Source organism: Ancylobacter amanitiformis, from assembly GCF_030814815.1.
GTDB lineage: Bacteria > Pseudomonadota > Alphaproteobacteria > Rhizobiales > Xanthobacteraceae > Ancylobacter > Ancylobacter amanitiformis.
Genome location: NZ_JAUSVR010000002.1, coordinates 84,222 through 109,403 on the forward strand (window position 1 = coordinate 84,222; position 25,182 = coordinate 109,403).

Annotated in this window: 20 protein-coding genes; 4 read left to right on the top strand and 16 right to left on the bottom strand. The window is 68.4% G+C overall.

Annotation, left to right across the window (positions count from 1 at the left end; genetic code table 11):
• Nucleotides 1–3: 3 nt before the first annotated feature.
• The 4 genes from QOZ99_RS03490 to QOZ99_RS03505 form a co-directional block, all read right to left on the bottom strand.
• Nucleotides 4–2,313, bottom strand: a complete 2,310-nt coding sequence (locus tag QOZ99_RS03490; RefSeq protein ID WP_306888531.1) for a mechanosensitive ion channel family protein — start codon at nt 2,311–2,313, stop codon at nt 4–6.
• Nucleotides 2,314–2,577: 264 nt separating this feature from the next.
• A complete protein-coding gene (locus QOZ99_RS03495; RefSeq protein WP_306888532.1) occupies nt 2,578–4,761 on the bottom strand; it encodes a malate synthase G in 2,184 nt (727 codons plus the stop codon).
• 468 nt (nt 4,762–5,229) lie between these two features.
• On the bottom strand, nt 5,230–6,525 hold the full coding sequence (gene aceA, locus QOZ99_RS03500; RefSeq protein WP_306888533.1) for an isocitrate lyase: 1,296 nt from the start codon (nt 6,523–6,525) through the stop codon (nt 5,230–5,232).
• A 137-nt stretch (nt 6,526–6,662) separates the two neighbouring features.
• Nucleotides 6,663–6,902, bottom strand: a complete 240-nt coding sequence (locus QOZ99_RS03505; protein WP_306888534.1) for a hypothetical protein — start codon at nt 6,900–6,902, stop codon at nt 6,663–6,665.
• 144 nt (nt 6,903–7,046) lie between these two features.
• Here QOZ99_RS03505 and QOZ99_RS03510 point away from each other — a divergent pair, with 144 nt between their 5' ends.
• Nucleotides 7,047–8,468 carry a helix-turn-helix domain-containing protein gene (locus tag QOZ99_RS03510; RefSeq protein ID WP_306888535.1) on the top strand — a complete coding sequence of 474 codons (1,422 nt, stop codon included), beginning with the start codon at nt 7,047–7,049 and terminating at the stop codon, nt 8,466–8,468.
• A 132-nt stretch (nt 8,469–8,600) separates the two neighbouring features.
• Here QOZ99_RS03510 and QOZ99_RS03515 read toward each other — a convergent pair whose 3' ends face one another.
• From QOZ99_RS03515 to QOZ99_RS03525, 3 genes are all read right to left on the bottom strand, one after another.
• Nucleotides 8,601–10,610 carry a primary-amine oxidase gene (locus QOZ99_RS03515; protein ID WP_306888536.1) on the bottom strand — a complete coding sequence of 670 codons (2,010 nt, stop codon included), beginning with the start codon at nt 10,608–10,610 and terminating at the stop codon, nt 8,601–8,603.
• 93 nt (nt 10,611–10,703) lie between these two features.
• On the bottom strand, nt 10,704–10,919 hold the full coding sequence (locus tag QOZ99_RS03520; protein ID WP_306888537.1) for a hypothetical protein: 216 nt from the start codon (nt 10,917–10,919) through the stop codon (nt 10,704–10,706).
• A complete protein-coding gene (locus tag QOZ99_RS03525) occupies nt 10,916–12,361 on the bottom strand; it encodes an APC family permease (protein WP_370876786.1) in 1,446 nt (481 codons plus the stop codon). The genes QOZ99_RS03520 and QOZ99_RS03525 overlap by 4 nt, the downstream gene beginning before the upstream one ends.
• 131 nt (nt 12,362–12,492) lie before the next feature.
• Between QOZ99_RS03525 and QOZ99_RS03530 the strand changes: the two genes are divergently transcribed.
• Nucleotides 12,493–13,512: an AraC family transcriptional regulator gene (locus tag QOZ99_RS03530; protein WP_306888539.1), complete on the top strand. Its 1,020-nt coding sequence runs from the start codon at nt 12,493–12,495 to the stop codon at nt 13,510–13,512.
• A gap of 33 nt (nt 13,513–13,545) precedes the next feature.
• On the opposite strand, the gene QOZ99_RS03535 is transcribed toward QOZ99_RS03530, so the two are convergent.
• The 8 genes from QOZ99_RS03535 to QOZ99_RS03570 form a co-directional block, all read right to left on the bottom strand.
• Nucleotides 13,546–15,174, bottom strand: a complete 1,629-nt coding sequence (locus tag QOZ99_RS03535) for an MFS transporter (protein WP_306888541.1) — start codon at nt 15,172–15,174, stop codon at nt 13,546–13,548.
• Between the two features lie 210 nt (nt 15,175–15,384).
• Nucleotides 15,385–17,259, bottom strand: a complete 1,875-nt coding sequence (locus tag QOZ99_RS03540; protein ID WP_306888542.1) for an amidohydrolase — start codon at nt 17,257–17,259, stop codon at nt 15,385–15,387.
• Between the two features lie 94 nt (nt 17,260–17,353).
• The gene (locus tag QOZ99_RS03545) at nt 17,354–17,626 is read right to left on the bottom strand and encodes a XapX domain-containing protein (protein ID WP_306888543.1); all 273 of its coding nucleotides are present in this window, start codon (nt 17,624–17,626) and stop codon (nt 17,354–17,356) included.
• A gap of 157 nt (nt 17,627–17,783) precedes the next feature.
• Nucleotides 17,784–18,491 (bottom strand): alpha/beta hydrolase, encoded by a 708-nt coding sequence (locus tag QOZ99_RS03550; protein WP_306888545.1) that lies wholly within the window; start codon nt 18,489–18,491, stop codon nt 17,784–17,786.
• A gap of 47 nt (nt 18,492–18,538) precedes the next feature.
• Complete coding sequence (locus tag QOZ99_RS03555; RefSeq protein ID WP_306888546.1) at nt 18,539–19,192, bottom strand: hydrolase; 654 nt, start codon at nt 19,190–19,192, stop codon at nt 18,539–18,541.
• Nucleotides 19,193–19,331: 139 nt separating this feature from the next.
• The gene (locus QOZ99_RS03560; protein ID WP_306888547.1) at nt 19,332–19,697 is read right to left on the bottom strand and encodes a response regulator transcription factor; all 366 of its coding nucleotides are present in this window, start codon (nt 19,695–19,697) and stop codon (nt 19,332–19,334) included.
• Nucleotides 19,698–19,800: 103 nt separating this feature from the next.
• Nucleotides 19,801–20,418 (bottom strand): response regulator transcription factor, encoded by a 618-nt coding sequence (locus QOZ99_RS03565; RefSeq protein ID WP_306888965.1) that lies wholly within the window; start codon nt 20,416–20,418, stop codon nt 19,801–19,803.
• Nucleotides 20,418–22,079, bottom strand: coding sequence for an ATP-binding protein (locus QOZ99_RS03570; protein WP_306888548.1), 1,662 nt, complete (start codon nt 22,077–22,079; stop codon nt 20,418–20,420). Before QOZ99_RS03570 ends, QOZ99_RS03565 begins: the two co-directional genes overlap by 1 nt.
• Nucleotides 22,080–22,323: 244 nt before the next feature.
• Here QOZ99_RS03570 and QOZ99_RS03575 point away from each other — a divergent pair, with 244 nt between their 5' ends.
• Nucleotides 22,324–22,575, top strand: a complete 252-nt coding sequence (locus QOZ99_RS03575) for a DUF2188 domain-containing protein (protein ID WP_306888549.1) — start codon at nt 22,324–22,326, stop codon at nt 22,573–22,575.
• A gap of 126 nt (nt 22,576–22,701) precedes the next feature.
• Here the strand turns inward: QOZ99_RS03575 and QOZ99_RS03580 are convergent, their stop codons facing one another.
• The gene (locus QOZ99_RS03580) at nt 22,702–23,856 is read right to left on the bottom strand and encodes a polyhydroxyalkanoate synthase family protein (RefSeq protein ID WP_306888550.1); all 1,155 of its coding nucleotides are present in this window, start codon (nt 23,854–23,856) and stop codon (nt 22,702–22,704) included.
• 566 nt (nt 23,857–24,422) lie between these two features.
• Here QOZ99_RS03580 and QOZ99_RS03585 point away from each other — a divergent pair.
• Nucleotides 24,423–25,109 carry a CBS domain-containing protein gene (locus QOZ99_RS03585; RefSeq protein ID WP_306888551.1) on the top strand — a complete coding sequence of 229 codons (687 nt, stop codon included), beginning with the start codon at nt 24,423–24,425 and terminating at the stop codon, nt 25,107–25,109.
• The last annotated feature ends 73 nt before the right edge of the window (nt 25,110–25,182 follow it).

Below are 25,182 nucleotides of genomic sequence, written 5' to 3' on the forward strand. Positions count from 1 at the left end.
GCGTCAGCCCGTCGCGGCGGCCTCGACGGCGGTCCGCTGGGCAAGGTCGTTGGCGATCTGGGTGCGGGTGATCGCCGCTGCCGCCTGCTCGGTGCCGGCGGGGCCACCCAGCGCCTGCACCGAGACCATGTTGTTGGCGAACTCGATGCCCTGCTCGGGCAGGATGCGGATCATGCGCTTGACCGCCTCGCGCTGGATCACCGTCGGGCGGGTCGGCTTCACCGTGAACTTGAAGCGCACGACCAGCGCGTTGTCGGTGATGTCGGCGACGCCCTGCATCTTCAGCGGCATCAGGAAATCGTCCTTCAGGTCGGGATCCTCGAGCATTTCGAGGCCGATCTTCTTCACCGTCTTGCGCAGCTTCTCGATGTCGGTGTCGCGGGTGAAGCGCAGGTTGAACTTCAGCGTCGCCCAGTCGCGGCTGAAATTGGTCACCTGGCCGAGCTGGCCGAACGGGATGGTGTGGATCATGCCGTTCTGGTGGCGCAGCTTCAGCGAGCGCAGCGTGAAGCCTTCCACCGTGCCTTTGGCCCGCCCGCAATCGATATATTCGCCGACCCGGAACGCGTCGTCGACGAGGTAGAAGACACCGGAGACGATGTCCTTCACCAGCGTCTGGCTGCCGAAGGAAATGGCGAGGCCGATGATGGAGGCGCCGGCGATGAGCGGCATGATGTCGATGCCGAGCTGGGACAGCACGGTGAGGCCGGCCATGACGACGATGGCCAGCATGAGCGTGACGCGCAGCAGCGGCATCAGCGTGCTCATGCGCGAGGCGGGAGCGTCGCCATGGCCATCCGGGTCTTCCTGGCCCGGCATGATGATGGCGACTTTGGCGCTGTGCACCGTGGTGAAGTACTCCACCGCCTGCCACGCGCAATAGGCGCCGAGCAGGATGGCCCCGGCCGGCAGGGCGGCGCCCGCCAGCGCGTTGTAGCGGCTCATTTCCATCATCCCGACGCCGTGCACCGCCCAGATGCGGAACAGCAGCGACAGCGACAGCAGCAGGATGGCGACGCGCAGGCAGCGCATCAGCGCCTCGATGGCGCGCTCGCGCGCCGCCGTCGCGGGCTGCACGTCGGCACGCATCAGGCGGCACACCTTGTCCATGAAGGATTCGAGCACGATGAGCGCGATGAGCACGTCCATCGTCATCAGGATCGCCAGGTGGATACTGCCCACCGAGGTCAGCGCGCCGTAGATGCGTGCCATGCCGAGCGCGAGGAAGAGGGGAATGGCGATCACCAGCCAGAGCCGCGCGATGGTGCGCACCAGAGGGCCGGGACGCCCCTGCTGCGACAGCCCGTGGAACCACAGCGCCACCGGCTCGCGCACCGCCGCCGCCGCGGCGACCAGCAGCGAGGTGAGCAGCAGCGTGTTCACCAGCACCGCGCAGGCGACCACCAGCGGCGAGGAGTGCATGCCCTCAAGGATACGGCGGATGTCGCCGAGCGTGATCGCCACCGCGATGACCAGCGAGGCCCAGCGGTAGATCTTGCGCGCGCCCGCCGTGTCGATCTCGGCAAGACGGGCCTGCGGCAGGTTGGGGCGCAGCGCGATGCGGAAGATCAGAAGGTACAGCCGCCAGTAGAACACGCTGGTCAGCACCAGGAAGCCGAACTTGTCCTGGGGCTCGGTGCCGCTGAACAGCCCGACGACGAAGCCGTGCGTGACGAGCCACATGCCGGTGAGCACGACCATGTCGAGGCTCACCAGAGCGGCGAGCGCCCAGATCGAGGCGGCACCCTCGACCCGCCGCGCCAGGTAGTGGCGCGCGGGTTTCAGCGCCAGCCGCAGCAGCAATTCGGTGGCAAGCGCCGCCGCGACGCAGCCAAGCAGCAGCAGCAGGAAGCGGTTGGGATCGCGCCCGCTGTTCAGCTCCGGCCCGAGGATGGTGGGAATGCGCGCGCCCTGCGCGATGAGCGCGGGAAACTGCTCCAGCGCATCGTCGCCGCGCTCGATCACCTCGATCAGCATCTCGCTGAGCGGTTCCTCATTGGCCATGTCCATCATCGGCGCGCTGGCGGCGGGCGCGGCGGGCGCGGCCTTGCCGGATGCGGATGTCGCGGTTCCCGAGGTTTCGGTGGCTGCCTTGCCGGCGGCGGCGTGGGCGGGTTCGCCCGGCTGCGCCTGCAGACGCTCGCTCACCGCCTTGGCGAGCGAATCGACCAGCTGGTCGAATTGCTGCTGGCTCAGCGGCGCGGGCGGCGCGGTGGTGGACGGTGCGGTCTGAGCAATGGCGGGCATCGCCCACAGGGCGAGAGCGAGGAGCGCGGACAGGAGATGAAGCGACAGGCGCGACAGGAAGGTCATGGATGAGGGCCGAAACGAAAGACCGCCTTGTTGCCTCCGCCGGCTCCAGCGGAAGCCGCATACGGAGCGGGCCCCGGCCGGAAGTCGTCGCTTCGAGGCGGTCGAGGTCGCCGCGACAGCGCCACTATCCGGCGCGCGGGGCGGGCTGTCCATCGGGAAATCGCGGTATCCCGGGAGCCGGAGAGCGTGGGATCCCGCACGCAGGCCGCGCCGGTTTCCCGCCGCGGCCGTTGGACGGTGCCTGTTTCGGGAGCGACCCGCGGTTCAGGCGGCCTGTGCCTGCTTCTGCGCGTCCTTGGCCTCGCGGCGGCGGCGGGTGAGGACGAACTCGGTATAGCCGTTCGGCTGCGTGCGGCCCTCGAAGACGAGGTCGCGCGCGGCGCGGAAGGCCACGCCGTCATAGGCGGGCGCCATCGGCGCATAGAGCGGGTCGCCGGCGTTCTGCCCGTCCACCACCTTGGCCATGCGGCGCAGCGTTTCCTCGACCTGCTCGCGCGTCACCACGCCGTGCAGCAGCCAGTTGGCGACATGCTGGGAGGAGATGCGCAGCGTGGCGCGGTCTTCCATCAGGCCGACATCGTGGATATCCGGCACCTTGGAGCAGCCGACGCCCTGATCGATCCAGCGCACGACATAGCCGAGAATGCCCTGGATGTTGTTGTCCAGCTCTTCCTGCACCGCCGCCGGTTCCCAGTTGCCGCGGTCGACCACGGGGATGGTCAGCAGGTCGCGCCGGGAGGCCGGGGTGCGCGTGCGCAGCTCCGCCTGGCGGGCGAACACGTCGACCTTGTGGTAGTGCAGCGCGTGCAGCGTCGCCGCGGTCGGGGAGGGCACCCAGGCGGTGTTGGCGCCGGCCAGCGGGTGGGCGATCTTCTGCACCAGCATGTCGGCCATGCGGTCGGGCATCGCCCACATGCCCTTGCCGATCTGGCCGTGGCCGTCGAGATGGGCCTTGAGGCCCGCATCGACATTCGCGTCCTCATAGGCCTTGATCCAGGGCTGCGCCTTCATCTCGTTCTTGCGCACCACGGGGCCCGCCTCGATCGAGGTGTGGATCTCGTCGCCGGTGCGGTCGAGGAAGCCGGTATTGATGAACACGACGCGCTCGCGCGCAGCGCGGATCGAGGCGGCGAGGTTGGCGCTGGTGCGCCGCTCCTCGTCCATGATGCCAATCTTCAGCGTGTTGGGCTCCAGCCCCAGCAGGGTCTCGACGCCGGCGAACAGGTCGACGGCGAACGCGACCTCCTCGGGCCCGTGCATCTTCGGCTTCACGATGTAAACCGAGCCGGTGCGGCTGTTGCGCCGCGCGCCGGTGCCCTTGAGGTCGTGCAGCGCGATCAGCGTGGTCACGGCCGCGTCGAGCACGGATTCGGGAATTTCCCGGCCGGCGGCGTCCAGCACCGCGTCGGTCATCATGTGCTGGCCGACATTGCGAACCAGCATCAGGCTGCGCCCGTGCAGGGTCAGTTCGCTGCCATTGGCGGCGACATAGGTACGGTCGCTGGCGAGGCGGCGCTCCACCGTCTCCTTGCCCTTGGCGAAGGCGGCGCTGAGCGTGCCCGTCATCAGGCCGAGCCAGTTGCGGTACACGAGAACCTTGTCCTCGGCATCCACGGCGGCGACGCTGTCCTCGCAGTCGACGATGGTCGTCACCGCCGCCTCGATGACGATGTCGGCAATGCCGGCCGGATCGGTCGCGCCGATGCGGTGGGTGCGGTCGATCTCGATGTCGATATGCAGGCCGTGATTGATCAGCAGAACGGACTGAGGCGCATGCGCTGCCCCGCGATAGCCGGCAAACTGCGCGCCGTCCTTCAGCTCGGCGCGGCTTCCGTCCTTCAACTCGGCCGTGAGCCCGCCCTCGGTGATGCGGTAGGCGACGACATCGGCATGGCTGGCGCCGGAGAGCGGCACCGATTCATCGAGAAACGCGCGGGCGCGCTCGATCACGCGCGCGGCGCGGATCGGGTTGAAGCCCCTGGAGCGGGCCGCGCCATTGTCCTCGGGCAGCGCGTCGGTGCCGTAGAGGGCGTCATAGAGGCTGCCCCAGCGGGCATTGGCGGCGTTCAGCGCGTAACGCGCATTGGTGACGGGCACCACGAGCTGCGGGCCGGGAATGCGGGCCAGCTCGTCATCCACCTTGTTGGTGACGACCTCGAACGGCTCGGGCTCGGGCAGCAGATAGCCGATCTCGGCGAGGAAGACCTCGTAGGCGGCGGGATCGACCGGCTTGTTGCGGTGGGCGCGGTGCCAGGCATCGATCTGCGCCTGCAATTCGTCGCGGCGGGCCAGCAGCGCCGCATTGCGCGGCGCGAAGGTCGCCACCAGCCCGGCGAACCCGTTCCAGAAGACCGCCGCGTCCACGCCCGTTCCAGGGATCGCTTCATGGTTGATGAAGTCGAGAAGGGCAGCGTCAACCTTCAGGCCGGAGACGTCGGTATGGCTCATGGCGTTTCCCCTTGTGGGCGATTGGGCGGCCGTGCCTGGCGCAGAGGCCGGCCAGTTTGTGCTATGCGGCACATAACTGCTGCGACGCAATATCGCACTTAGTCGGATAGGCGGCGCTGGAGCAAGCGTCGACCCGTGCATCCACCGCATGGCTGAACTGCAGGAACCGCAACGGGTTGAGCACGTTTCGACGGGTCGACAAAATGCCAGGCATGGCATCTCGGGTTACGGTCGAGGCATGGTGCGATGCACCATTTTTCGTCTGAGTCCGGCCATCCGGCGCGGGTTTTCACCGGCGCCGGATGACGGACCCGTGCGGTAGGGAAAGTGTCATCCCGGGGCGCCGGACGATGCCGGACCTCAAGGGCGGTTCTCCCCGAACCGGCCAAAGGCTCGCTGGGCTTCCACCCCGGGATGACAAGCCGGGTCGGCTCGCGCCGTCGGAACTGCGCGGTCAGAACTGCGCGGTCAGAACTGCGCGGTCTCGGTCGATTCCTTCATCGCCGTGGTCGAGGACGCGCCCTCGCTCAGCACGGTGGCGATGGCGTCGAAATAGCCGGTACCGACCTCGCGCTGGTGGCGGGTGCCGGTGAAGCCCTGGGCCTCGGCGGCGAATTCGGCTTCCTGCAGCTGGGAATAGGCAGCCATGCCGTCCTGCCGGTAGCGGCGGGCGAGGTCGAAGGTCGTGTAGTTGAGGTTGTGGAACCCGGCCAGCGTGATGAACTGGTACTTGTAGCCCATCGCCCCCAGCTCGCGCTGGAAGGTCTTCATCTGGGCACGGTCCATGTGCTTGGCCCAGTTGAACGAGGGCGAGCAATTATAGGCCAGCATCTTGCCCGGATGCACCTTGTGCACGCCTTCCGCGAAGCGGCGGGCATCATCCAGGCTCGGCGTCGAGGTCTCGCACCACAACAGGTCCGCATAGGGCGCATAGGCCACCGCGCGGGCGATGCCGGCCTCGAAGCCGCCATTGTAGCGGTAGAAGCCCTCCGCCGTGCGCTCGCCGGTGATGAACGGACGATCCAGTTCGTCGATATCCGAGGTGATGAGCCGCGCGGATTCGGCATCCGTGCGCGCCATCAGCACGGTCGGCACGCCCATGACGTCGGCGGCGAGACGGGCCGCGTTCAGCGTGCGGATGAACTGGCGGGTGGGCACCAGCACCTTGCCGCCGAGATGGCCGCACTTCTTCTCCGAGGCCAGCTGGTCCTCGAAATGCACCGCCGCCGCGCCGGCCTCGATCAGCGCCTTGGTCAGCTCATAGGCATTGAGCTGGCCGCCGAAGCCCGCCTCGGCATCGGCGATGATGGGCACGAAGAAGTCGAGTTCGGGGCCGGTGATGCCGTCCGCCTTCTCCATGGTCTGGATCTGGTCGGCGCGGGTGAGGGCCTTGTTGATGCGCTTGACCACCGCCGGGACGCTGTCGACGGGGTAGAGGCTCTGGTCGGGATACATCTCGCCGGAGGAGTTGGCATCCGCCGCCACCTGCCAGCCGGAGAGGTAGATCGCCTCCAGTCCGGCCTTCACCTGCTGGATCGCCTGCGCGCCGGTATAGGTGCCCAGTGTGGGCACGAAATCCTGCGTCTGCAGCAGGTCCCACAGGCGGCGGGCACCGTTCGCGGCCAGCGTGTGCTCGATGCGCAGCGAGCCGGACAGGCGGGCGACGTCAGCGGGGGAGTAGGTGCGGCGGATGCCGTTCCAGCGCTCCGGCGCCCATTGCGGGGCGAGGAACGGCGTGGCGGGGGTGCGAAGCTGGTCCAGCATGGTTCTTCTCGAATTCCGAGCTCGTTGAAGGGGTGCGATGGGGCGCGGGAGCCACGCAGCTGGAGGCTCCCGCGGTGGCCGATCCGGCACGAGGCGCAGGACGCGCCTCCTCGCGCAGGATCGGACGGAAGCGCGGCCTAGCGGCCACGGCGCGTATAGGTGGCGGCGACGAGGTCGCGGCCGTCGAACAGCGAGAGCAGGTCCTGTCCGGCCGGGCCGGCGAGGCGATGGCGGCCGATGCGGTGGACGATGCTGAAATCCTGCTCGGCCAGGCCCTGCTCGCGGAAGGTCCGGCTGATTTCCTCGGCGCTGCCGCCGACGATGGTAACGAATTCCTCGGGGCCGTTATGCTGGCTGCCGTCGTGATGCCGTCTCATGTCAATTCCTCCGTTCGAGGTGTGATGTAAAGATTTCACACTCGACACGAAGGGGCAATAAATATAGCAGTATGAGCATGTTAAGCTGATAAGGCTTGTAAAGTTTACAGGCCTGTTTTGTAAATCGAGCAAAGGACCGGGCCCATGCTCGCCACTGAACCGCGCATCGGCAGCCGCGTGCAGCGGCTGCGCCGCACCAAGCGTATCTCGCAGGCCGACCTGGCGAATGCACTGGGCATTTCCGCCAGCTATCTCAACCTCATCGAGCATAATCGCCGGCGCATCACCGTGCCGCTGCTGATGAAGCTGGCGGGCTATTTCGGCATCGAGCCGGGCGAACTGGTCGAGAATGACGAGCCGCGCCTCGTCGGCGACCTGATGGAGCTGTTCAGCGACGACGTGTTCAGCGAGAACGCGCTGACCAACCAGGATATTCGCGACCTCGCCGCGTCAAATCCGGCGGTCGGGCGGGCGGTGGTGCGGCTCTTCGACCAGTTCAAGACGCTGCGCGAGGCGCGCCGCACGGGCGCGCCCGGCGCGCCGGACGCGGACGAGGTCGGCTATCATCCCGCGACCGATGCGGTCTCCGATTTCATTCAGGAGAACGCCAATCATTTCCCGACGCTGGAGGCGGCGGCCGAACGGGTGCGCCGCGACATCGACTTTGCCTCGGATTCCTTCGAGTACGGCTTGAAGACCTATCTCGCCAACGTGTTCGGGCTGAACTGGCATTGCGCGTCGCTGCCCGGCGGCATCGCCCGGCGCTATGATGCCAATGCGCGCGAACTGATCACCGCCGAGGTGCTGCCGCCCGAATCCGCCCTGTTCGTGGTGGCGCACCAGCTCGGCCTGCTCGCCGCCTCGCGCGAGATCGACCAACTGATCGAGGGCGGCAACCTCGCCGCCGATGCGGCGATCGTGACGCGCAACGCGCTGGCGAGCTATTTCGGGGCCGCGCTGGTGATGCCCTATGAGCCGTTCCTCAAGGCCTGCCAGGACACCCGCTACGATATCGAGCGTGTCCAGCGCCGGTTCCGCACCAGCTTCGAGCAGGTGTGCCACCGCATGACCACGCTGCAGCGCCCGGGCCAGAGCGGCATTCCGCTGCATCTCGTGCGCACCGACATTGCCGGCAACATCTCCAAGCGGTTCTCGCTGTCGGGCATCCATATCTCGCGCCATTCCGGGGCCTGCCCGCGCTGGAATGTCTACGCGGCCTTCCTCCACCCCGAGCGGATCAATGTGCAGCTCAGCCAGATGCCGGAGGGGCAGCGCTATTTCTGCATCGCCAAATCGATCACCAAGGGCGGCTACCGGCACAACGCGCCGCGCCGGCACCTGTCCATCGGGCTCGGCTGCCACATCAGCCATGCCGGGCAGATGGTCTATTCCGACGGCATCAACCTCAGCGACCCCTCCCAGACGGTGCCGATCGGCGTGGGCTGCCGAATCTGCCCGCGGCTGGATTGCGAGCAGCGCGCGCAGCCCCCGCTCGATCACCGCTTCACGCTGAACGAGACGGAGAGGGCGGAGAGCTTCTACGCCACCGCACGGCGGAGTGTGTGAAGGGTTTACACAGTCGTCCCGTCATCCCGGACGGCCGACAGGCCGATCCGGGATCGTAGAAATTGGCGAGCGATCCCGGCTCTGCGGCTTCGCCTTCGGCCGGGATGACGACCCTGGTCAGGTGAGCCCGCCTCAATGGCAGCACGACCCGCCGCCGCCCTTGCGGTCCCCCTTGCCATCCCCCTCGCCGCCGTCCTCGCCTGCGCGATTGTCGCGGGAATGCGCATTCGTCTCCGGCGGCAGGTCCATGGCGATGTTGGCGGCGAAGAAGCCGTTCGGCTTCAGCAGGAAGCCGGCATATTCCACCGGCATGATCGGGAAATCCTCCGGCTTGCACACATGGCTGTGGCCGAAGGAATGCCACAGCACGACATCGGCATTCTCGATTGCGCGGTTCTGCTTCACATAGGCCGGCAGCCCGCCGCCGCCCGCATTCACATTGGGATAGTCGCCCGAGGCGTATTTCTCCGCGGCATCAAAGGCGGTGACCCAGATGTGCTTCTTGGCGAAGCCGCCGCGCTGGGCGACGGTCGAGCCCTCCTGCGCCAGCATCACCGGGCTCGGCATGACCACGATCTTGTAGCCCGGCGCCTTGCCGACGCTGTTGGCGAGGTTGGGATTCTGCACCTTCCAGTAGCGCCCGGTCTCGCCATTGGCCAGTGCCGGGCTGTCCAGCTCGCGCTTGAGCACGCGGCTGCGGGAATCGAACACGTTGCCATACGGGTTGTCGTCGCCCCAGGGGCGCGGCACGAATTCGTGCTCGGTCACGGTGTTGCCGCCGCCGTCAATGTCCATGTGCAGGCGCGCATTGAAGAAATGCTGGTGCGTCGGCCCGCCCAGCCCCTCGTCCACCATGCCGCCCCAGGGGTAGACCTCGCCCGGCGTCACCGCCGCGGTCTGGATGATGCCGGTGAGCTTGGCCTCCAGCTGGATGGTGCCGTCCTGGTAGAGATACCAGTAGAAGCCGTAATCGTAATTGCCCACCGTGGCGAAGAAGGAAATCACCAGTCGGCGCGAACGGCGCGTCTCATAGATGCCGTTGCGGAATTCATAGTGCTTCCACAGCGTGCCATAGTCTTCCTCATGCATGCAGATGGCGTTCCGCATGGTGAAGGGCTGGCCGAGATCATCCGCCGCCGGCACGTCGAAATAATGGATCAGGCCGAGGCAGTCGCAGCCCAGTTCCAGCTGGTTGGCGAGCCGGCCGAGGCCGTATTCTCCGGCATCGAAGGCGCTTTTCCAGTAGTGGTTGGCGGTGGGGTCGGCATAGGGCACCACCATCTCGGTGACGCTGGCGCGGAAGATCACGGGGCGCAGCCGGCCCCCCTCGGTGATGCCGAGTTCGTGCAGAACCAGCCCCTCGCGCGGGGTGAAGCCGATGCGGAAGCTCCAGTTCTGCCATGTGACCTGCCAGCCATCGACGCGGAAGCTGGGCCCTTCCGGCTGCACGATGTTCAGCGGCTTGATGTCGTCGCGTGTGTCGGGGAAAGCCTCGCGGCCGTAATTGCGCTTCTTCTTCGGCACGGGGACGATCTTCTCCTCGTCCACCAGATGCACCACCCTGTTGGCGACGAGGTCGACCACGGCGACCACGCCCTCGATCGGGTGGGCATATCCATTGTCGCGGATGTCCTCGCGCCAGTAGGACACCGCGCGCACGATGCGCCGGCCCTTCTCGAAATCGCGGCCGAAATAGCCGGAGGAGAAGGGGTCGATCTGCACGAGGGGAATGTCGGCTTCGGTGATGCCGCGCTTGGCCACCGCCGCGCGCCAGCCGGCATCGGCCTTGACGATCTCCTCCGCGCGGATGAACTCCTCGATCATGATCGGCGGCTGGCCATAGGGCGGCCGGTCGTTCGGCAGCGTGGTGAAAGAGACCACATGGGCCGTGGCGAGATCGACGATCGCCTCGCTCGCCTCGCCCGTCGTCACCTCCAGCACCAGCAGGAAGGCGAGGCGGGGCAGGGCGCCACCCGTGCGCCAGGCGGCCAGTTCGGCCTTGGCGGGCTCTTCCAGTCGGATGATGGGGAAGCGGTGATAGGCCCCGAGCCCCTTGGCGGCGGTCAGAATGGCGACCGCCTGCGCGATCTCGGCAAGGCTCAGCGGGTCGAGCGGGTGGGTGATGTCGATTTTGGCGTCCATGGCGGACCTCCCGAACGGATGAGGAAACAGGCGGGGCCGCGGCCCCGCCGCCGGGATGGGACAGGCGGGGGCGGCGCCCGCCGGATCACGGGATCAGGGCAGCGAGGCGGCGATGCAGAGCACCGTGTCCATCGGCGCGCCCAGCGCCTCATGCAGGCAGAACAGCGCGCACAGCGCGTGGCTCTCGACGCTCGCCACGAGGAGCAGGGCGAGCGCCGCCCCGGCGAAGGCGGCGCGGGCGAGATCGCGCGCGAGGCCCTGTGCCGGCGCGGACATATCCGCGTGGGGGGAGAAGCTGAGCGCGCTCACGAGAACACCTCCCCGAGGCTGGCATAAAGTTCCGGCCGGCGCTGGCGCAGGAACAGCGAGAAGCCCGCCCCGATGAGGAAGACCAGCGCAATCCCATAGGGAAAGGCCATCACCAGCGGGCTCTCGCTGCCCGTCAGCAGCGACAGGTTCACCGTCACCAGCACCAGCGCGCCGACGAGGCCGACAAGGCCGAGCGCGGGGGCGATGAGCGTCGTCCACACGCCATGCCGGGTGGGGGTGACGCGGAAGAAGCGGATCACCGCCAGCGAGACCAGCACCTGCACGGCGAGGATGCCGAGCACGGCCAGGGCCGACATGAAGGAGAACACGACCGTATAGGGATCGGCGCCGGACGACACGAACAGGGCGAGGATCACCGCCGCCACCGCGCTCTGCACATAGCCGGCGACATGGGGCGAGCCGTGCACCCCATGCACCTTGCCCAGGGCCCTCAACGCGAGCCCCTCGCGGCCGAGCGCGAAGAAATAGCGGTTCAGCGTGTTGTGGAAGGAGAGGATGCAGGCGAACAGCGAGGTGATCAGCAGCAGGTTCATCACCTCCACCGACCAGCCACCCAGCACCGCACCGGCCGCGGTGAAATAGAAGGTCTCCAGCCCGGTCCCGGCCACGGCCTGCACCTGCGAGGGCCCGTAGAACTGCACCGCCGCCCAGGTCGAGAAGGCATAGAACACGGTGATCAGCAGCACCGCGATATAGGTGGCGCGCGGAATTGTCTTCTCCGGCTGCTCGGCCTCCTCGCCGAAAATCGCCGTGGCCTCGAAGCCGATGAACGAGCCGATGACGAAGACCAGCGCCACGCCGAGGCCCGGCGCGAACACGGTCGCGGGCGCGAAGCTGGAGAAGGTGAAGCCCTCCGGCCCGCCGCCCTTCGCGAGGATGCCGATGTCCAGGAGCAGCAGGATGGCGATCTCCGCCAGCATGCACACGCCGAGAATGGCCCCGGAGAAGGCGATGTTGCGCTGGCCGCAGAACATCACCGCCACCAGCGCGACGAGCGCCCACAGCCACCACGGCGCATCAAGGCCCAGCGGCGTGAGCGCGGCGGCGACGAAGACGCCGAACAGCGCATAGACCGCGATCTGCACCGCGCTGTAGGTGACGAGCGCCACAAAGGCGCCGCCCACCCCGGCCGGCTTGCCGAGCCCCTGCGCGATATAGGTATAGAACGCGCCGGCCCCGCCGATCTGCCGGCTCATCGCCGCGAAGCCGACGGAGAAGACGAGGTAGAGCAGGCCTGCCAGCACGAAGGCGCCGGGCACGCCCGCCCCGTTGCCGAAGGCGAAAGCCGCGGGCGAAGCACCCACCACGGCGGTGAGCGGGGCGGCGGCGGCCACCACGAAGAACACGATATGGGCGAGGCCCACCGAGTTCTTCGCGAGGCGGTCGGGCGGCACGAGCGGCACAGCATCGTTCATGGACATCACGAGACCCCTCTCTCCATCTAGGCCAATAATTTCCTGAGAGGAATATCGAGACCCGGCTGGCCCTTGAATTGCTGCGTATGCCGCGAATTCGATACTTCGCGCCAGCGGTGCCACCGGAGCCGACCATCATGGCAAATGCACCGAATTTAGACGGCCACTTGCCCGCAATCGCTTCAATCCGCGCCTCGGTCCTGCTCAGCGTGGTGGCCCAGCTCGACCGCCAGACCGGCAAGACCGACATGCTGCTGGCCGGCCATGGCCTGCTGCGCTCACAGCTGGAGGACGCGTACGGCCTCATTCCCATGGCGCGCTACATCGCCGTGTTCGAGGACGCGGCGGTGCATGCTGGCGATCCCGTCTTCGGGGCCCGGCTCGGCTCCACCTTCCGGCCCGCCGATATCGGGCCGATCGGCATGCTGTTCGCGCTGTCGGCGACCATCCACGCCGCGCTGGCGCGCATGGCCCGGCACGTTGCCGTGGTGCAGGGCGCGACCGGCATCGGCGTGGTCGACGAGGATGACCGGGTGACGTGGAGCTACCGGCTGGAGGACCCGCGGCTGTGGCCGCGCCGGCAGGATGCGGAATATTCGCTGGCCGCCACCTGCCAGCTGGTGCGCGGCTGTTTCAGCGCGCGGTGGAACCCGGTCGAGGTGCATTTCGAGCATGGCGCGCCGGTGGATGCCGGCGAACTGCGACGCCTGTTCCGTTGTCCGCTGCTGTTCGGCCAGTCGGCCAATCGCATCGTGGTCGCCCGTGCCGATGCCGAGCGCGTCTATCGCAGCGAGGATCGCGATCTCATCGCCATATTGGAGCGGCACGTCGCCGATATCCGCGAAAAGGAGCGGCGGGCCCCGGGCTTCGCCGAGCAGGTGCGGGCGTTGATCGGCATCTATCTCGGGCACAAGCCCATCACGCTGACCAGCGTGGCGGCCGAGCTGGGCCTGTCCGCGCGCACCCTGCAGCGCCGGCTGGCGGGGGAGGGGCTGTGCCTGCGCGACCTCGTGCGGGCCCAGCGCCAGGCGATCGCCGCGCACCAGTTCTCCGCCGGCGCGGGCCCCAGCAAGGCGCGGCTCGCCGAGGCGCTGGGCTATGCCGACAGCACCGTGTTCTGGCGCGCCCGCAAGGCGTGGGACCGGCAGGGCCCGTGATGGGGCCGTCGCCGGGCCGGGACGGCCTGCGCCTCAGTGCTCCGGCGACACGGCCAGGAGATGGCGCACCACCGGCCCCTCTTCGAGCAGGTGGAAACGGCGCACCTCCTGCTGCACATCGGCATCGGCATGCGACACCCGCCGATGCTGGCGCAGGTGCTCGGCCCAGCTCTCCACCATGAACCATTCGGTGATCAGCTCGGGCTCGGCGGCGTCCTCCATCACCCCCCAGGAATAGGCGCCGTCGCGCCGGCGCGAATCCGACAGCTGCCGCAGCGCGGTGAGGAAAGCCGCGCGCTCCGCCTTCGCCACGCGGTACTCGATGAGGATGAGCACCGGGCCGCGATCGCCCTCCACCGGCTCGGCCAGCATCGGCTCGGGCCAGTGATGGGAAGGCGTGAGGTCCGCTTCGCCCTTGGGCAGGGCGACGCGATGGACGATCAGCCCGGTGATGACGAGGCCGGCGGCGGAGGCGAGCAGCGCTCCCGGCAGGCCGATCGCCTGCGCCATGAAGCCCCAGCCGAGGCTGCCGCCCGCCATGGCGCCGTTGAATACCGTGAGGTAGACGGCCAGCGCCCGCCCGCGCACCCAGTTGGGCAGGATTGCCTGCGCCGTGGCGTTGAGCGTCGTCAGCGCCACGATCCACGCGCCGCCCATGGCAAGCAGGATGACCAGCGCCGCCCATTTTGGCGGGCCCAGCGCCAGCCCGCCGGCGGCGAGGCCGGTGACGAGGGCGCTGGCGAGCATCAGCCCGTCCGGGCCGAGGCGTTCGCGCAAGGTGGGCAGAACCAGCGCGCCGCCGATGGCCCCGAGCCCGACCGAGCCGAGCAGGATGCCGTAGAACGCCGCGTCACCCCGCAGCAATTCGCGGGTGACGAGCGGCAGCAGCGCCCAGACCGCGCTGGAAAAGGCGAAGAACACCACCGCCCGCAGCAGCACCACATGCAGTTCGCGGCTGGAGCGGGCATAGCGCAGCCCCGCGCGGAAGGCGCCACCGAAGCGCTCGCTGAGCGCGTCCTCGCTGCTGGCCGGGCGCCTCCACCACAGGAGCGCGCCGATGACGATGGCGTAGCTCGCCACGTCCGCGCCATAGGTGAGCGCCGCGCCGAAGCCGGCAAGCAGCAGCCCGCCCACCGCCGGGCCGATGGAGCGGGCGATGTTGATGCCGAGCGAGTTGAGCGCCACGGCGCTCTTGAGCTCGCCGCGGGGCACCAGCTCGGGCACGATGGATTGCCAGGTCGGCCCCATCAGCGCCGCGCCGATGCCGCCGATAAAGGTCAGCATGATCAGCGCCGAGACGGTGATCAGCCCCGAGGCGGAGAGCACCATCAGCGTCGCGCTGACCGAGGCCAGCAGCAGCTGGACGGCGATGAGGAACTTGCGGCGGTCGAGAATGTCGGAGAGCACGCCGGCGGGAATCGCCAGCAGGAAGATCGGCAGCATGCCGGCCGCCTGCACCGCCGCCACCGCGGTGGGCGAGGCCGAGAGGTCCGTCACCAGCCAGGCGCTCGCCACGTCGCGCATGAAGGTGCCGGTATTGCCCAGCACCGTCGCGCCCCACAGCACCGCGAACACCGTGCGCTTGAGCGGGGCGAAGCTGCCCGCTGCCGGCGCGGGTGGCGGGGGCGGGGCGAGCGGAGCCGCCTTCACGTCGTCGGTCATCGCGCGCTCCTCGTCGATTTCCGGCACCGGGTGGCGGCCGGCCTCATGCGGGTGTTTTCGGGTGAACTCGGGTTCAGTGAAAACGCTTCAGGCATCTGTCTTGGCGCGTTTTTCCCGCGAACCGGTATCCACTTCGCCCGAAAACGATCCATAGCGACCTCCGGAGCGGCGGGCACCGCCGCGCGTGCGGCAATGCCGTCGGCCAACGGCCTAGACCGCCCAGCAGGCGCAGCCGAGCGCACCCCAGAAGGAGCGCGCATCCGACACCGGCACGTCCGATCCCCATGCGCCGGCATGGGCGTGGCCGTGCACGTTGCAGCCCTTGGCGCAGCCGCACAGCCGGGCGAATTGATATTTCGGATCCTTGCCCGCCTCGGCGCGTTGCTGGTAGCCGCCGAAGGTGCGCACCGGCGACCAGTCCGGCATGGCGGGCGGCAGATCGGGAGCGAGATCGGCGAAGTCGCCGGCACCATGTACCGGCGCGCCGCCCAGCAGGGTGAGCACCGAGGTGATGTCGGCGATGGCATCGCCCGGCACCGCGAAATAATCGTCCGAGAGCACCACCAGATCGGCGAGCTGGCCCGGCGCGATCTGCCCCTTCTTGCCCTCCTCGTTGGAGAACCAGGTGTTCGCGTGGGTCCACAGGCGCAGCGCGCTGTCGCGGTCGAGGAGGTTCGAGGCGGGGTAGAGCGAGAGGCCGCCCACCGTCTTGCCGGTGACGAGCCAGGCCAGCGAGACCCAGGGATTGTAGGAGGCGACGCGCGTCGCGTCGGTGCCCGCGCCCACGCTCACGCCCATGTCGAGCATGCGGCGGATCGGCGGGCTGCGCTCGGCGGCGCGGGGACCGTAGCGTTCCGCGAAATACTCGCCCTGATAGGCCATGCGGTGCTGCACGGCGATGCCGCCGCCAAGCGCGGCGATGCGCTCGATATTGCGGTCGGTAATGGTCTCGGCGTGGTCGAAGAACCAGTTGAGACCCTCAAGCGGGATGTCGCGATTGACCTTCTCAAAGACGTCCAGCGCGCGGGAAATGGTCTCGTCATAGGTGGCGTGCAGCCGCCACGGCCAGCGCTTCTCGGCGAGCAGGCGCACCACCGGCTCCAGGTCGCCTTCCATGCTCGGCGCCATGTCGGGCCGCGGCACCTGAAAATCCTCGAAGTCGGCGGCGGAATAGACCAGCATCTCGCCGGCGCCGTTCACCCGCAGGCTGTCATCGCCCTGTCCCGGCGTCACCGTGCTGGTCCAGCGGGCGAAGTCGGCCAGTTCCTCCTTCGGCTTCTGGGTGAACAGGTTATAGGCGATGCGCACGGTGAGGTGGCCCTCGCGGTGCAGTTCCTCGACGATGGAATAGTCTTCCGGGTAATTCTGGAACCCGCCGCCGGCGTCGATCACCCCGGTGACGCCGAGCCGGTTCATCTCGCGCATGAAATGGCGGGTGGAGTTCTTCTGGTATTCCGCCGGCAGTTTCGGGCCCTTCGCCAGCGTCGCGTAAAGGATCGCGGCGTTGGGCTGGGCAATGAGCAGGCCCGTGGGGTTGCCGGCGGCGTCGCGGGCGATCTCTCCGCCCGGCGGGTTCGGCGTGTCCCTGGAATACCCGACAGCCCGCAGCGCCGCGCCGTTGAGCAGGGCGCGGTCATAGAGGTGAAGGATGAACACCGGCGTGTCGGGGGCGATCGCGTTGATCTCCTCCAGCGTCGGCAGGCGCTTCTCCGCGAACTGGTGCTCGGTGAAGCCGCCGACCACGCGCACCCATTGCGGGGCGGGGGTGTTGTCCACCTGCCGGCGCAGCATTTCCATGGCGTGGCTGAGCGAGCGCACGCCGTCCCAGCGCAGCTCCATATTGTAGTTCAGCCCGCCGCGGATGATGTGCATGTGGCTGTCGATCAGCCCGGGAATGACCCGCCGCCCGCCGACATCGATCACCTGCGTCTTCGGCCCGGCAAGGGCCATCACCTCGGCGGCCGGGCCGGCGAGGTGGATGCGCCCGCCCGTCACCGCGACCGCCTCGGCCTGCGGGTTCGCGCGGTCCAGCGTCGTCACCTTGGCGTTGAGCAGGATGAGGTCGGCGGTGGCGGGCTGATCCATGGTCTGGGCCTCCGGCAGGTAAGAAGTGACGCCGGCCGCGATGATGTCGCGAGGGGTCGCGACGGCTCGGCAGGTCGCGCTTCGGCGCGCGCCTTCAGGATTTCGGCGGTGCCTCCGGCGGGGCGGAGGCGTTGCGCCCGGGCAACTGGCCGAGCACATGGTCCGAGCAGTCGGCGAGGCCGATGGCGGCGCGCAGCCCGTCGCCGGCCAGAAGGTGACGCGCCACCGGTACCACCTGCTCGCCGAGGAGAATGCCGAACAGCCCGATCAGCGCCACCACCGGCGGCGCCGGCGAGCGGACATTGATCAGGCTGTAGACGATGCCGACCAGCAGGCCGGCGGCAAGCGAGGCGAGATAGAGCTTCATGCCGCGGACCTTCCTGTAGGATCGGGCGGGGTGCCGGCCGCCCCTGGAGGGCTTTCCGCGAAAGTGGAACGCCTTTCGCGATTCGAAAACGCTCCAGCCCGTTGAATCGAGAGCACTTTCTGATCCATCCGGTGATGTCACCGGATGGATCGGGGCTCTAGCCGGCGGAGACCTGCGTCACCGCCTCCAGAATGACCTCGGCGACCGCTTCCGGCAGGGAGAGCAGCGAGACATGGCTCGCCGTCAGCTCGGTGGTGCGGGCCTTCATCCGGCTGGCCAGTTCCCGCTGCAGGTCGACGCTTACCGCCCGGTCCTCGGTGGAGACGATGTACCAGCTGGGCCGATCCGCCCAGGCCGCCTGGCTGACCTTGTCGCCGAACGTCGCCAGCCCCAGCGGGGGCTGGATCGCGGCCAGGATGCGCGCGTCCTCCACGGGGAGATCCTGCGCGACATTCTCGATCCAGCTTTCGACGCTCATCTTGAGATGGCCGGTGCCATCGTCGCTCACACCGCTCAGCCCGGGCGGGGCGGCATGGGCGGCGACCTGGTCGCCGGTCGACTGGCCGACATCGGGGGCGAAGGCGGCGACATAGACCAGCGCCTTCACCTTGGGGTCGTTGCCGGCTTCGGTGATGACCGTGCCGCCCCAGCTATGGCCGGCCAGCACGACCGGGCCATCGATGGAGGCGAGCGCCAGCCGGGTGGCGGCGACGTCGTCGGCGAGCGAACTCGTCGGGTTCTGCACCGCGACGACCGCGATGTCGTGCTTCTGCAGCACGCGGATGACGCGCCGCCAGCTGGACCCGTCGGCCCACGCGCCATGCACGAGGACGACGGTGGCCTTGTTGGGAGAGGACGTGGTCACGGGAAGTCTCCGTCGCGTGGGAGGAACGGGAAGGTCGGCCGCCGCGCTCAGTGGCCTTCCGAGGCGTCGAACATGGTCTTGGCGTAGGTGAGGCCGAGGCCGTACGCGCCGCCGAACTTCCTGGCGATCCCGGTGGTGAGTTCATAGGTCTCCGTGCGGGCCCAGTCGCGCTGCAGTTCGAGCAGGTATTGCAGCGAGGTCATGGGGCGAACGCCGGCATGGATCATGCGCTCCATGGCGCGTTCATGCGCCTCGTCGGAGACGTCGCCGCAGGCATCGGCGATGGCATAGACCTCGAAGCCCTGATGCAGCGCGGAGAGCGCCGGGCCGACGATGCACACGCTGGTCCACAGGCCGGCCAGCACGATGCGGTCCCGGCCGATGCGGTTGACCTCGTCGATGACGGCGGCGTCTTCCCAGGTGTTCATCGAGGTGCGGTCGAACAGCGCCTGCCCGGGGAAAGCCTCGGTGATCTCCGAGAACATCGGGCCCGAGAAGCTCTTCTCGGCGACCGTTGTAAGGATGGTGGGCACCTTGAAGCCGGCCGCGGCATTCGCGATCAGCGCGGCATTGTTGCGCAGCGTGATCGCGTCGATCGACTTGGTCGCAAACGACATCTGCGACTGGAAGTCGATCAGCACGAGCGCGTGATTGTCGGGCGCGATCAGGGCCTTGCCGGGGGTGGGGGTCGCGGTCGCCATCGGACATCCTGTGGTTGGAGAGTTGCCGAGTTTTAGGAAGCGCGAGCGGTTCGGGGCAATTGTGCCCCGGAGGGGGGCGGATTGGCCTTGAGGATAGGACGGTGCCCGCGATCGCGCGCAATTCGGGGCGCGGGCGGTGTCAGCGCGGGTCCGCGGTCGGCCGCAGGCATGCCAGCAGCGCTTCCGGCGATACAGGCTTGGCGAGATACCCCCGGACCCCATCCTTCAGGGCCTGAAGCCGTGTCGCCTCGTCGGGATAGGCGGTGACGAGCACGGTCGGCAGGCGGATGCCGAGGTGCCGGAGGTGGCGATGCAGCGCCAGCCCGTTGAGCCCGGGCAGGCGGAAATCGGCGATCAGCGCGTTCACCTCGACGCCACCGCGCGCGGCGAGGAAGGCGGCGGGGTCATGGAAGACAAGGGTACTGAAGCCGAGCGCGTCGACCAGCCCGGCCATTGCCGCCAGGGATGCCGCGTCATCGTCGACGATCGCCACCACCCAGTGCATCGGCGGGTCCGCTCCGGAAGGCCGCACCCTGTCAGGGGGCGGCGAGACGGGCGAGATTGGCCCCCGCGCCGGGCGGGAACAATTATCCTCGGGTGTGATCCGGTTATACCTTACCGGCATCCCCCGAGAGCCGGTCGGATATGCGCACCAGGTCGGCCAGCGTACGCGCCTTCAGCTTCTGCATGATCTGCGAGCGGTGCACCTTCACCGTCACCTCGCTGAGCTGGAGCGAGGAGGCGATCTGCTTGTTCATCAGGCCGCTCGCGACCAGCGGCATGATCTCGCGTTCGCGCGGCGTCATCGCCGCGTAGCGCTCGCGCAGTTCGAACATCTGCGATTCCGCCATGCGCCGGGAGCGATCGAGCTCGATGCCGTTGCGCACGGCATCGAGCAGGTCCTGGTCGCGGAACGGCTTGAGCAGGAACTCGATGGCGCCGGCCTTCATCGCCGCGACCGACATGGGCACGTCGCCATGGCCCGTGATGAACACGACTGGCGTGGGATTGCCGCGCCGACGCAGCTCGCGCTGGAATTCCAGCCCGCTGGTGCCGCGCAGCCGGACATCCAGCACGAGGCAGCCGGGCGTCGTGCGGACGGGGGCGTCGAGAAAGGCCTGCGCGCTGTCGAAGGTCAGCACCTCGTAGCCCTCGGAGGCGAGCAGGCTTTCCAGCGAGGCGAGGATCGACCGGTCGTCATCCACGACATAGACGACGGATGCCATCATCGCGCGCCCCCCTGTTCCACACCGCGTTGGTCCGCGCCCGCCATATCGGGCGCATCGCCGGCCGGCACCATGGCCGCAGGCAGCGAGAAATGGAAGACCGCTCCCCGCGGCTGGTTGGGGCTGGCCCAGACACGCCCGCCATGCGCTTCCACCACCGCGCGGCAGAACATCAACCCCATGCCCATGCCGCCCGGCTTGGTCGACACGAACGGATCGAACAGCCGCTCGACGATGTCGCTGGCAATGCCGGTGCCGTTATCGGCGACGCTCACATGCACCTCGCCCGCCGCTTCCAGCCGGGTACGCACGATCACGCGGCGTGGCCATTCCCCGCCAATCCGCACGGCATCGATGGCGTTCTCGATGAGATTGCGCAGCACGTGGTGAAGCTGCACGGTGTTGCCGACGACGGTCAGCGGGGAAGGCGCGAGGTCGGTGCGGATCTCGATGAAGCCATGCATCGCTTCCGTGCTCGCGCTCTGGACCGCCCCTTCCACCAGCGCGTTGAGATCCAGCTCGGCGCGCTCCTGCGTGCCGGTGGTGAACATGGTGCGAATGCCGGTGACGACCGTATTGGCGCGGTGGCCATCCTCGACGATGCGCCGGAGCGCATCCTCCGCCTTGTCCAGCCGCGGCTCCGCCTTGGCCAGCCAGCGCAGCGCGGCATCGGCATTGGTGACCATGCTGGCGAGGGGCTGGTTGATCTCGTGCGCGATCGAGGCGGACAGCGCCTCCATCGCGGTGAGGCGGTTCTGCCGCACGCGCCGCTCGGCGGCGACGGTGCGGGCCAGCCGCGCATAGACCATGGTGGTCTCCGCCAGCAGCGCCAGCAGCACGATGCTGGCGGCAACCAGCCCGTAGAGCCGGCCGGCCCACCAGCCGACGCTGAGCCGGATGGCCCCACCGAGATAGGAGATGAGCAGCAGCTCGACCACCAGCGAGAACAGCACGAGACCCACCCACAGATCGAGCTGGCTGCGCCGGCGCCGCAGCAGGATGGCCATGTCCAGCCCGTAAAGGGCGAGGGCGATCGGCGGTACATAGCTCCATAGCCGATCGACGCGGCGACCATCGAGCATGAAGGCCGGCAGGCTCTCGCTGCTGGCGAAGATGGCGAAGGTGATAAGGCCGACCATGCCGGCCACCATCGCGATCGCGCCGATGAGGCTGCGTCGCGCGGTGCCGTGAGGGATACCGCGCGCGGGAGCGAGGGCATAGGCCAGCACGAAAAGGGGAAAGCCGATACGGCGCACGGTCGCGATCGCCGCCGTCGTCTGCAGGCCGAACTCGAGGCCGAAGGCGGGGAACAGGCCGGGAAAGGACAGCAGCCAGCTCGGAACGATCAGCGCGGAAAACAGGTAGCCCGCCGCGAGGAACAGTAGCGCACGGTTCCGCTGTACCGTGTAGAGCGAGAACAGCAAGGCGGCGGTGATGCCTTCGAGCAGCCCGGTCGCGGAGGCATAGGCCGGCAGCAGCAATTCGCTGTGCGCGAGGGGCGCCCGGGCAAAGGGCATGGTCGCCACGAAGCCGGAGACCAGCACGAGCGAGAGGGTGATGGCGACGGCCACCCAGAGCCCGGCCGCGTTGGCGGCCAGGAACGGCTGCAGGAAGGGGCGCGACAGGGAATGCGAAGCGGGATGTTCGTCTCTGTCAGCCACCGTGGCTTTTCCTCCTGCGGCGCTCCCCGGCCGGCATCGGCCTTCCGCCGGCGGCATGCGCCCTGATTATACCCACGTCGCCCGGCCGGAAACGATCCTGCCGCCGTGCCTCGCCGCGACACGGGCGTGCGTCCTCGAAGCCCGGTCTCTCACTGCGGTTGACAGGCGACGTCCGGATGTCGATCTCCTGAGCCAGCGACGCTGCCCGGATAGCGCGCGGCGGCAGTGGAAGGGAACCCGTGCCATGAGCCAGATTCACTACGTGATCGTCCCCCATGACGAGGGCTGGGCCTACCGGCTCGGCGATGTCTATTCCGAGACCTTCACCACGCATGATGCGGCGCTGAAGGCGGCGCGCCACGCCGCGGCGCGCCAGTCGCTGCCGGACGAGACCCGGCGCATCCAGTATCAGGACAAAGCCGGCAAATGGCACGAGGAAACCGCGCTGGGCGGCGACCGGCCCCAGGCGGAAGTGGACGATATTCCCCCCCGATGAACGCGGCCGGCCCGACGCATGGTCGGGCAGGGGCGCCCGTTTGCGTGACGCCGGCGGGTTGGGGGCCCCGCCGGAGTCCATCCGGTGAACCGGCATGCGCTGGAAGGCTGGCGGGAAGGATGCGGTTCAGCGTCGCGCCGCCATCCATCCGGCAATCTGCGGCCAGGTCTGCGCATGCGCCCGACGGCCGGCGAGAATGGCGAGGTGCTGCAAGCCGACGCCGATTTCCGCGGGGTGTTCGAGAATCTGTGTGTCGCCGCCCGATATCCGCGCGAAGAATGGTTCCACCGCCGCGCGCGGGCCGATCTCGTCGGCCGGCGTGATCACCGCGAGCACCGGTGTCGTAAGATCGGCCGGACCCAGCACATGCGCGCCGAGCGCAAGGCGGCCAAGCCGGAAGCGATCCTCGCGGTAGAGCCAGTCCACCATCTGGCGGATGAGCTTGCCCGGCAGCGCCACCTCGTCCAGCGCCCAGCGCGTGACATGGAGATGGACGTTCAGCGCGGTGGGATCGGTAAGGCTGAGCGCGATGTCCATCCAGCGCGCCCAGACGAAGGCGACGGGCGAGAGCATCGCGCAGCCTTGCGACAGCTGCGAGCCCGGCACCGGCCTGTCCTCCGGCGTGTCGTGGTGCTGCGCCACGACGAGATCACGGAACGCGCTCGATCCCGGCTCGAAGCTCAGCGGCGCTCCGAGCAGCACGACACCCCGGGCCAGATCCGGTTCCATCGCGCAGGCAATGGCCGCCAGCGTGCCGCCCAGCGAGTGGCCGATGAGGAAGAGGGGCGCCGGCGCCCCGTCAGGCTCGTGCGCGTCATGCCCGTGCGCGTCAGGCTCGTGCGGGCCATGCCCGTTGCCGTGACCCTCCGCGCGAACATCCCGGATGGCTCCGCCCGCCGCGAGGATGGCGCGGGCATAATCCTCGATTCCGGCCGGTTCGTCGGCGTCGGTCGGCGCGATCCATTCCAGGAGGTGGACCGACAGGCCGTGATCGAGCCAGAAGCGCACCACGCTGACATCCGGCGTCAGGTCCCAGATATAGGGCCGCTTGATCGGCGCCGGGACGAGAAACAGCGGCGCGCCGGCTGCCGCGCCATGGTAGCGCCGCAGCCGCCAGTGCGGCCCGGCGCCGACCACGTCATAGGCGCATTCGTGGGTGCCGAAGCCGAGCAGGTCGAGCGAGCGGGCCTGCGCGCCGCGCATCTGGTCCATCGCGGCGGCCTGCGCCGCGCGCGCCTGCGCGAACAGGTCGGAACCGTCTTGAAAGGGATGACGTTCCATTGGCTGGCCCTCCTGAACCGTGCTTCCGGCCTCACGCGTCTATGTCGATCGCAAACCATGGGCGCGGCCAAGATGGGTTGCCAAGATGGGTTGCCGAACTGGGTTGCCGAACTGGGTTGCCGAACTGGGTTGCCGAACTGGGTTGCACTGGGGACGGCAGGCGCTGATGCGCCCGGGGAGGGGGCGGATCCGCAGGGCTGGGAAAGGGCATGGGCCGACCCTCCGCGGCGTGGCTCTCACGAGGCCAATCGCCGGATGTCGACATCATAGCAAACCGGGCAAGACTGACGATCACCATCTTCATCGAGACAAGCGGATTGGCTCGCGGAGCGCGTTTTTCTGGTTCGCCCGCCGCCGAACCGAATTCACGGCGTGCCTTCCCTAGAGGTAGATCGGCGAGACGGATGGGGTAAGATCACGCCGTCGGCCTCCAGCTGGGCCGACGACTTGCCGTCGGCAGTTCAATCCTGGCCGCAGGCTTGCGTGCTGTTGATCGGCATCAATGCGGGCGACATTTCTTCTGCCAAGCTGCGTATGCACCATAGAAAATACCAAGGGAGACGACCATGCAGGCGCGTGATGTGATGACCTCGCCGGTGATTACCGCCAAGCCGACCGATCGGGTGACCGATGTCGCCCGGCTGCTTATCGAAAAACGCATCAGCGCCCTGCCGGTGCTGAACGAGGCCGGCGATCTCGTCGGCATCATCAGCGAGGGCGATCTCCTGCACCGCGTCGAATCGGGCACCGAGCGCCGGCGTTCCTGGCTGCTCTCCGCGCTGACCGACAGCGACACGCTGGCGGCGGAATATGTGAAGTCGCATGCCTCGACCGTGGCCGACCTGATGCGGCGCGGCGTGGTGACCGCGCCGCCCGACATGCCGCTGCACGAGATCGCCGCCCTGCTGGAAAAGCACGGCATCAAGCGTATTCCGATCCTTGAGAACGGCCGGTTGATCGGCATTGTCAGCCGCGCCAACCTGATCCAGGCGGTGGCGCGCGCCAGTGCCCCGCTCGATATCCCGAAGACCGATTCCGCCATTCGCGAGAGCGTTCTGGCCCGGCTGAACGCGCAGCCCTGGGCCAATACCTGGCGCATCAACGTGACGGTGGATAACGGCGTCGTCGACCTCTGGGGCATCACCAATGCCGAGACCGAGCGGCATGCGCTGCGTGTCGCCGTCGAGACCACGCCGGGCGTGCGCGGGGTCAATGATCATCTGATCCGCGAGCCGATCGGCGGCTCCGCCTGATCGCGGTCCCGCCCGCCGCGCGCGACGGGATCCATAGGCGTCTTGCCTCTGGCTCCCGCCGCCGGGGCTGGTA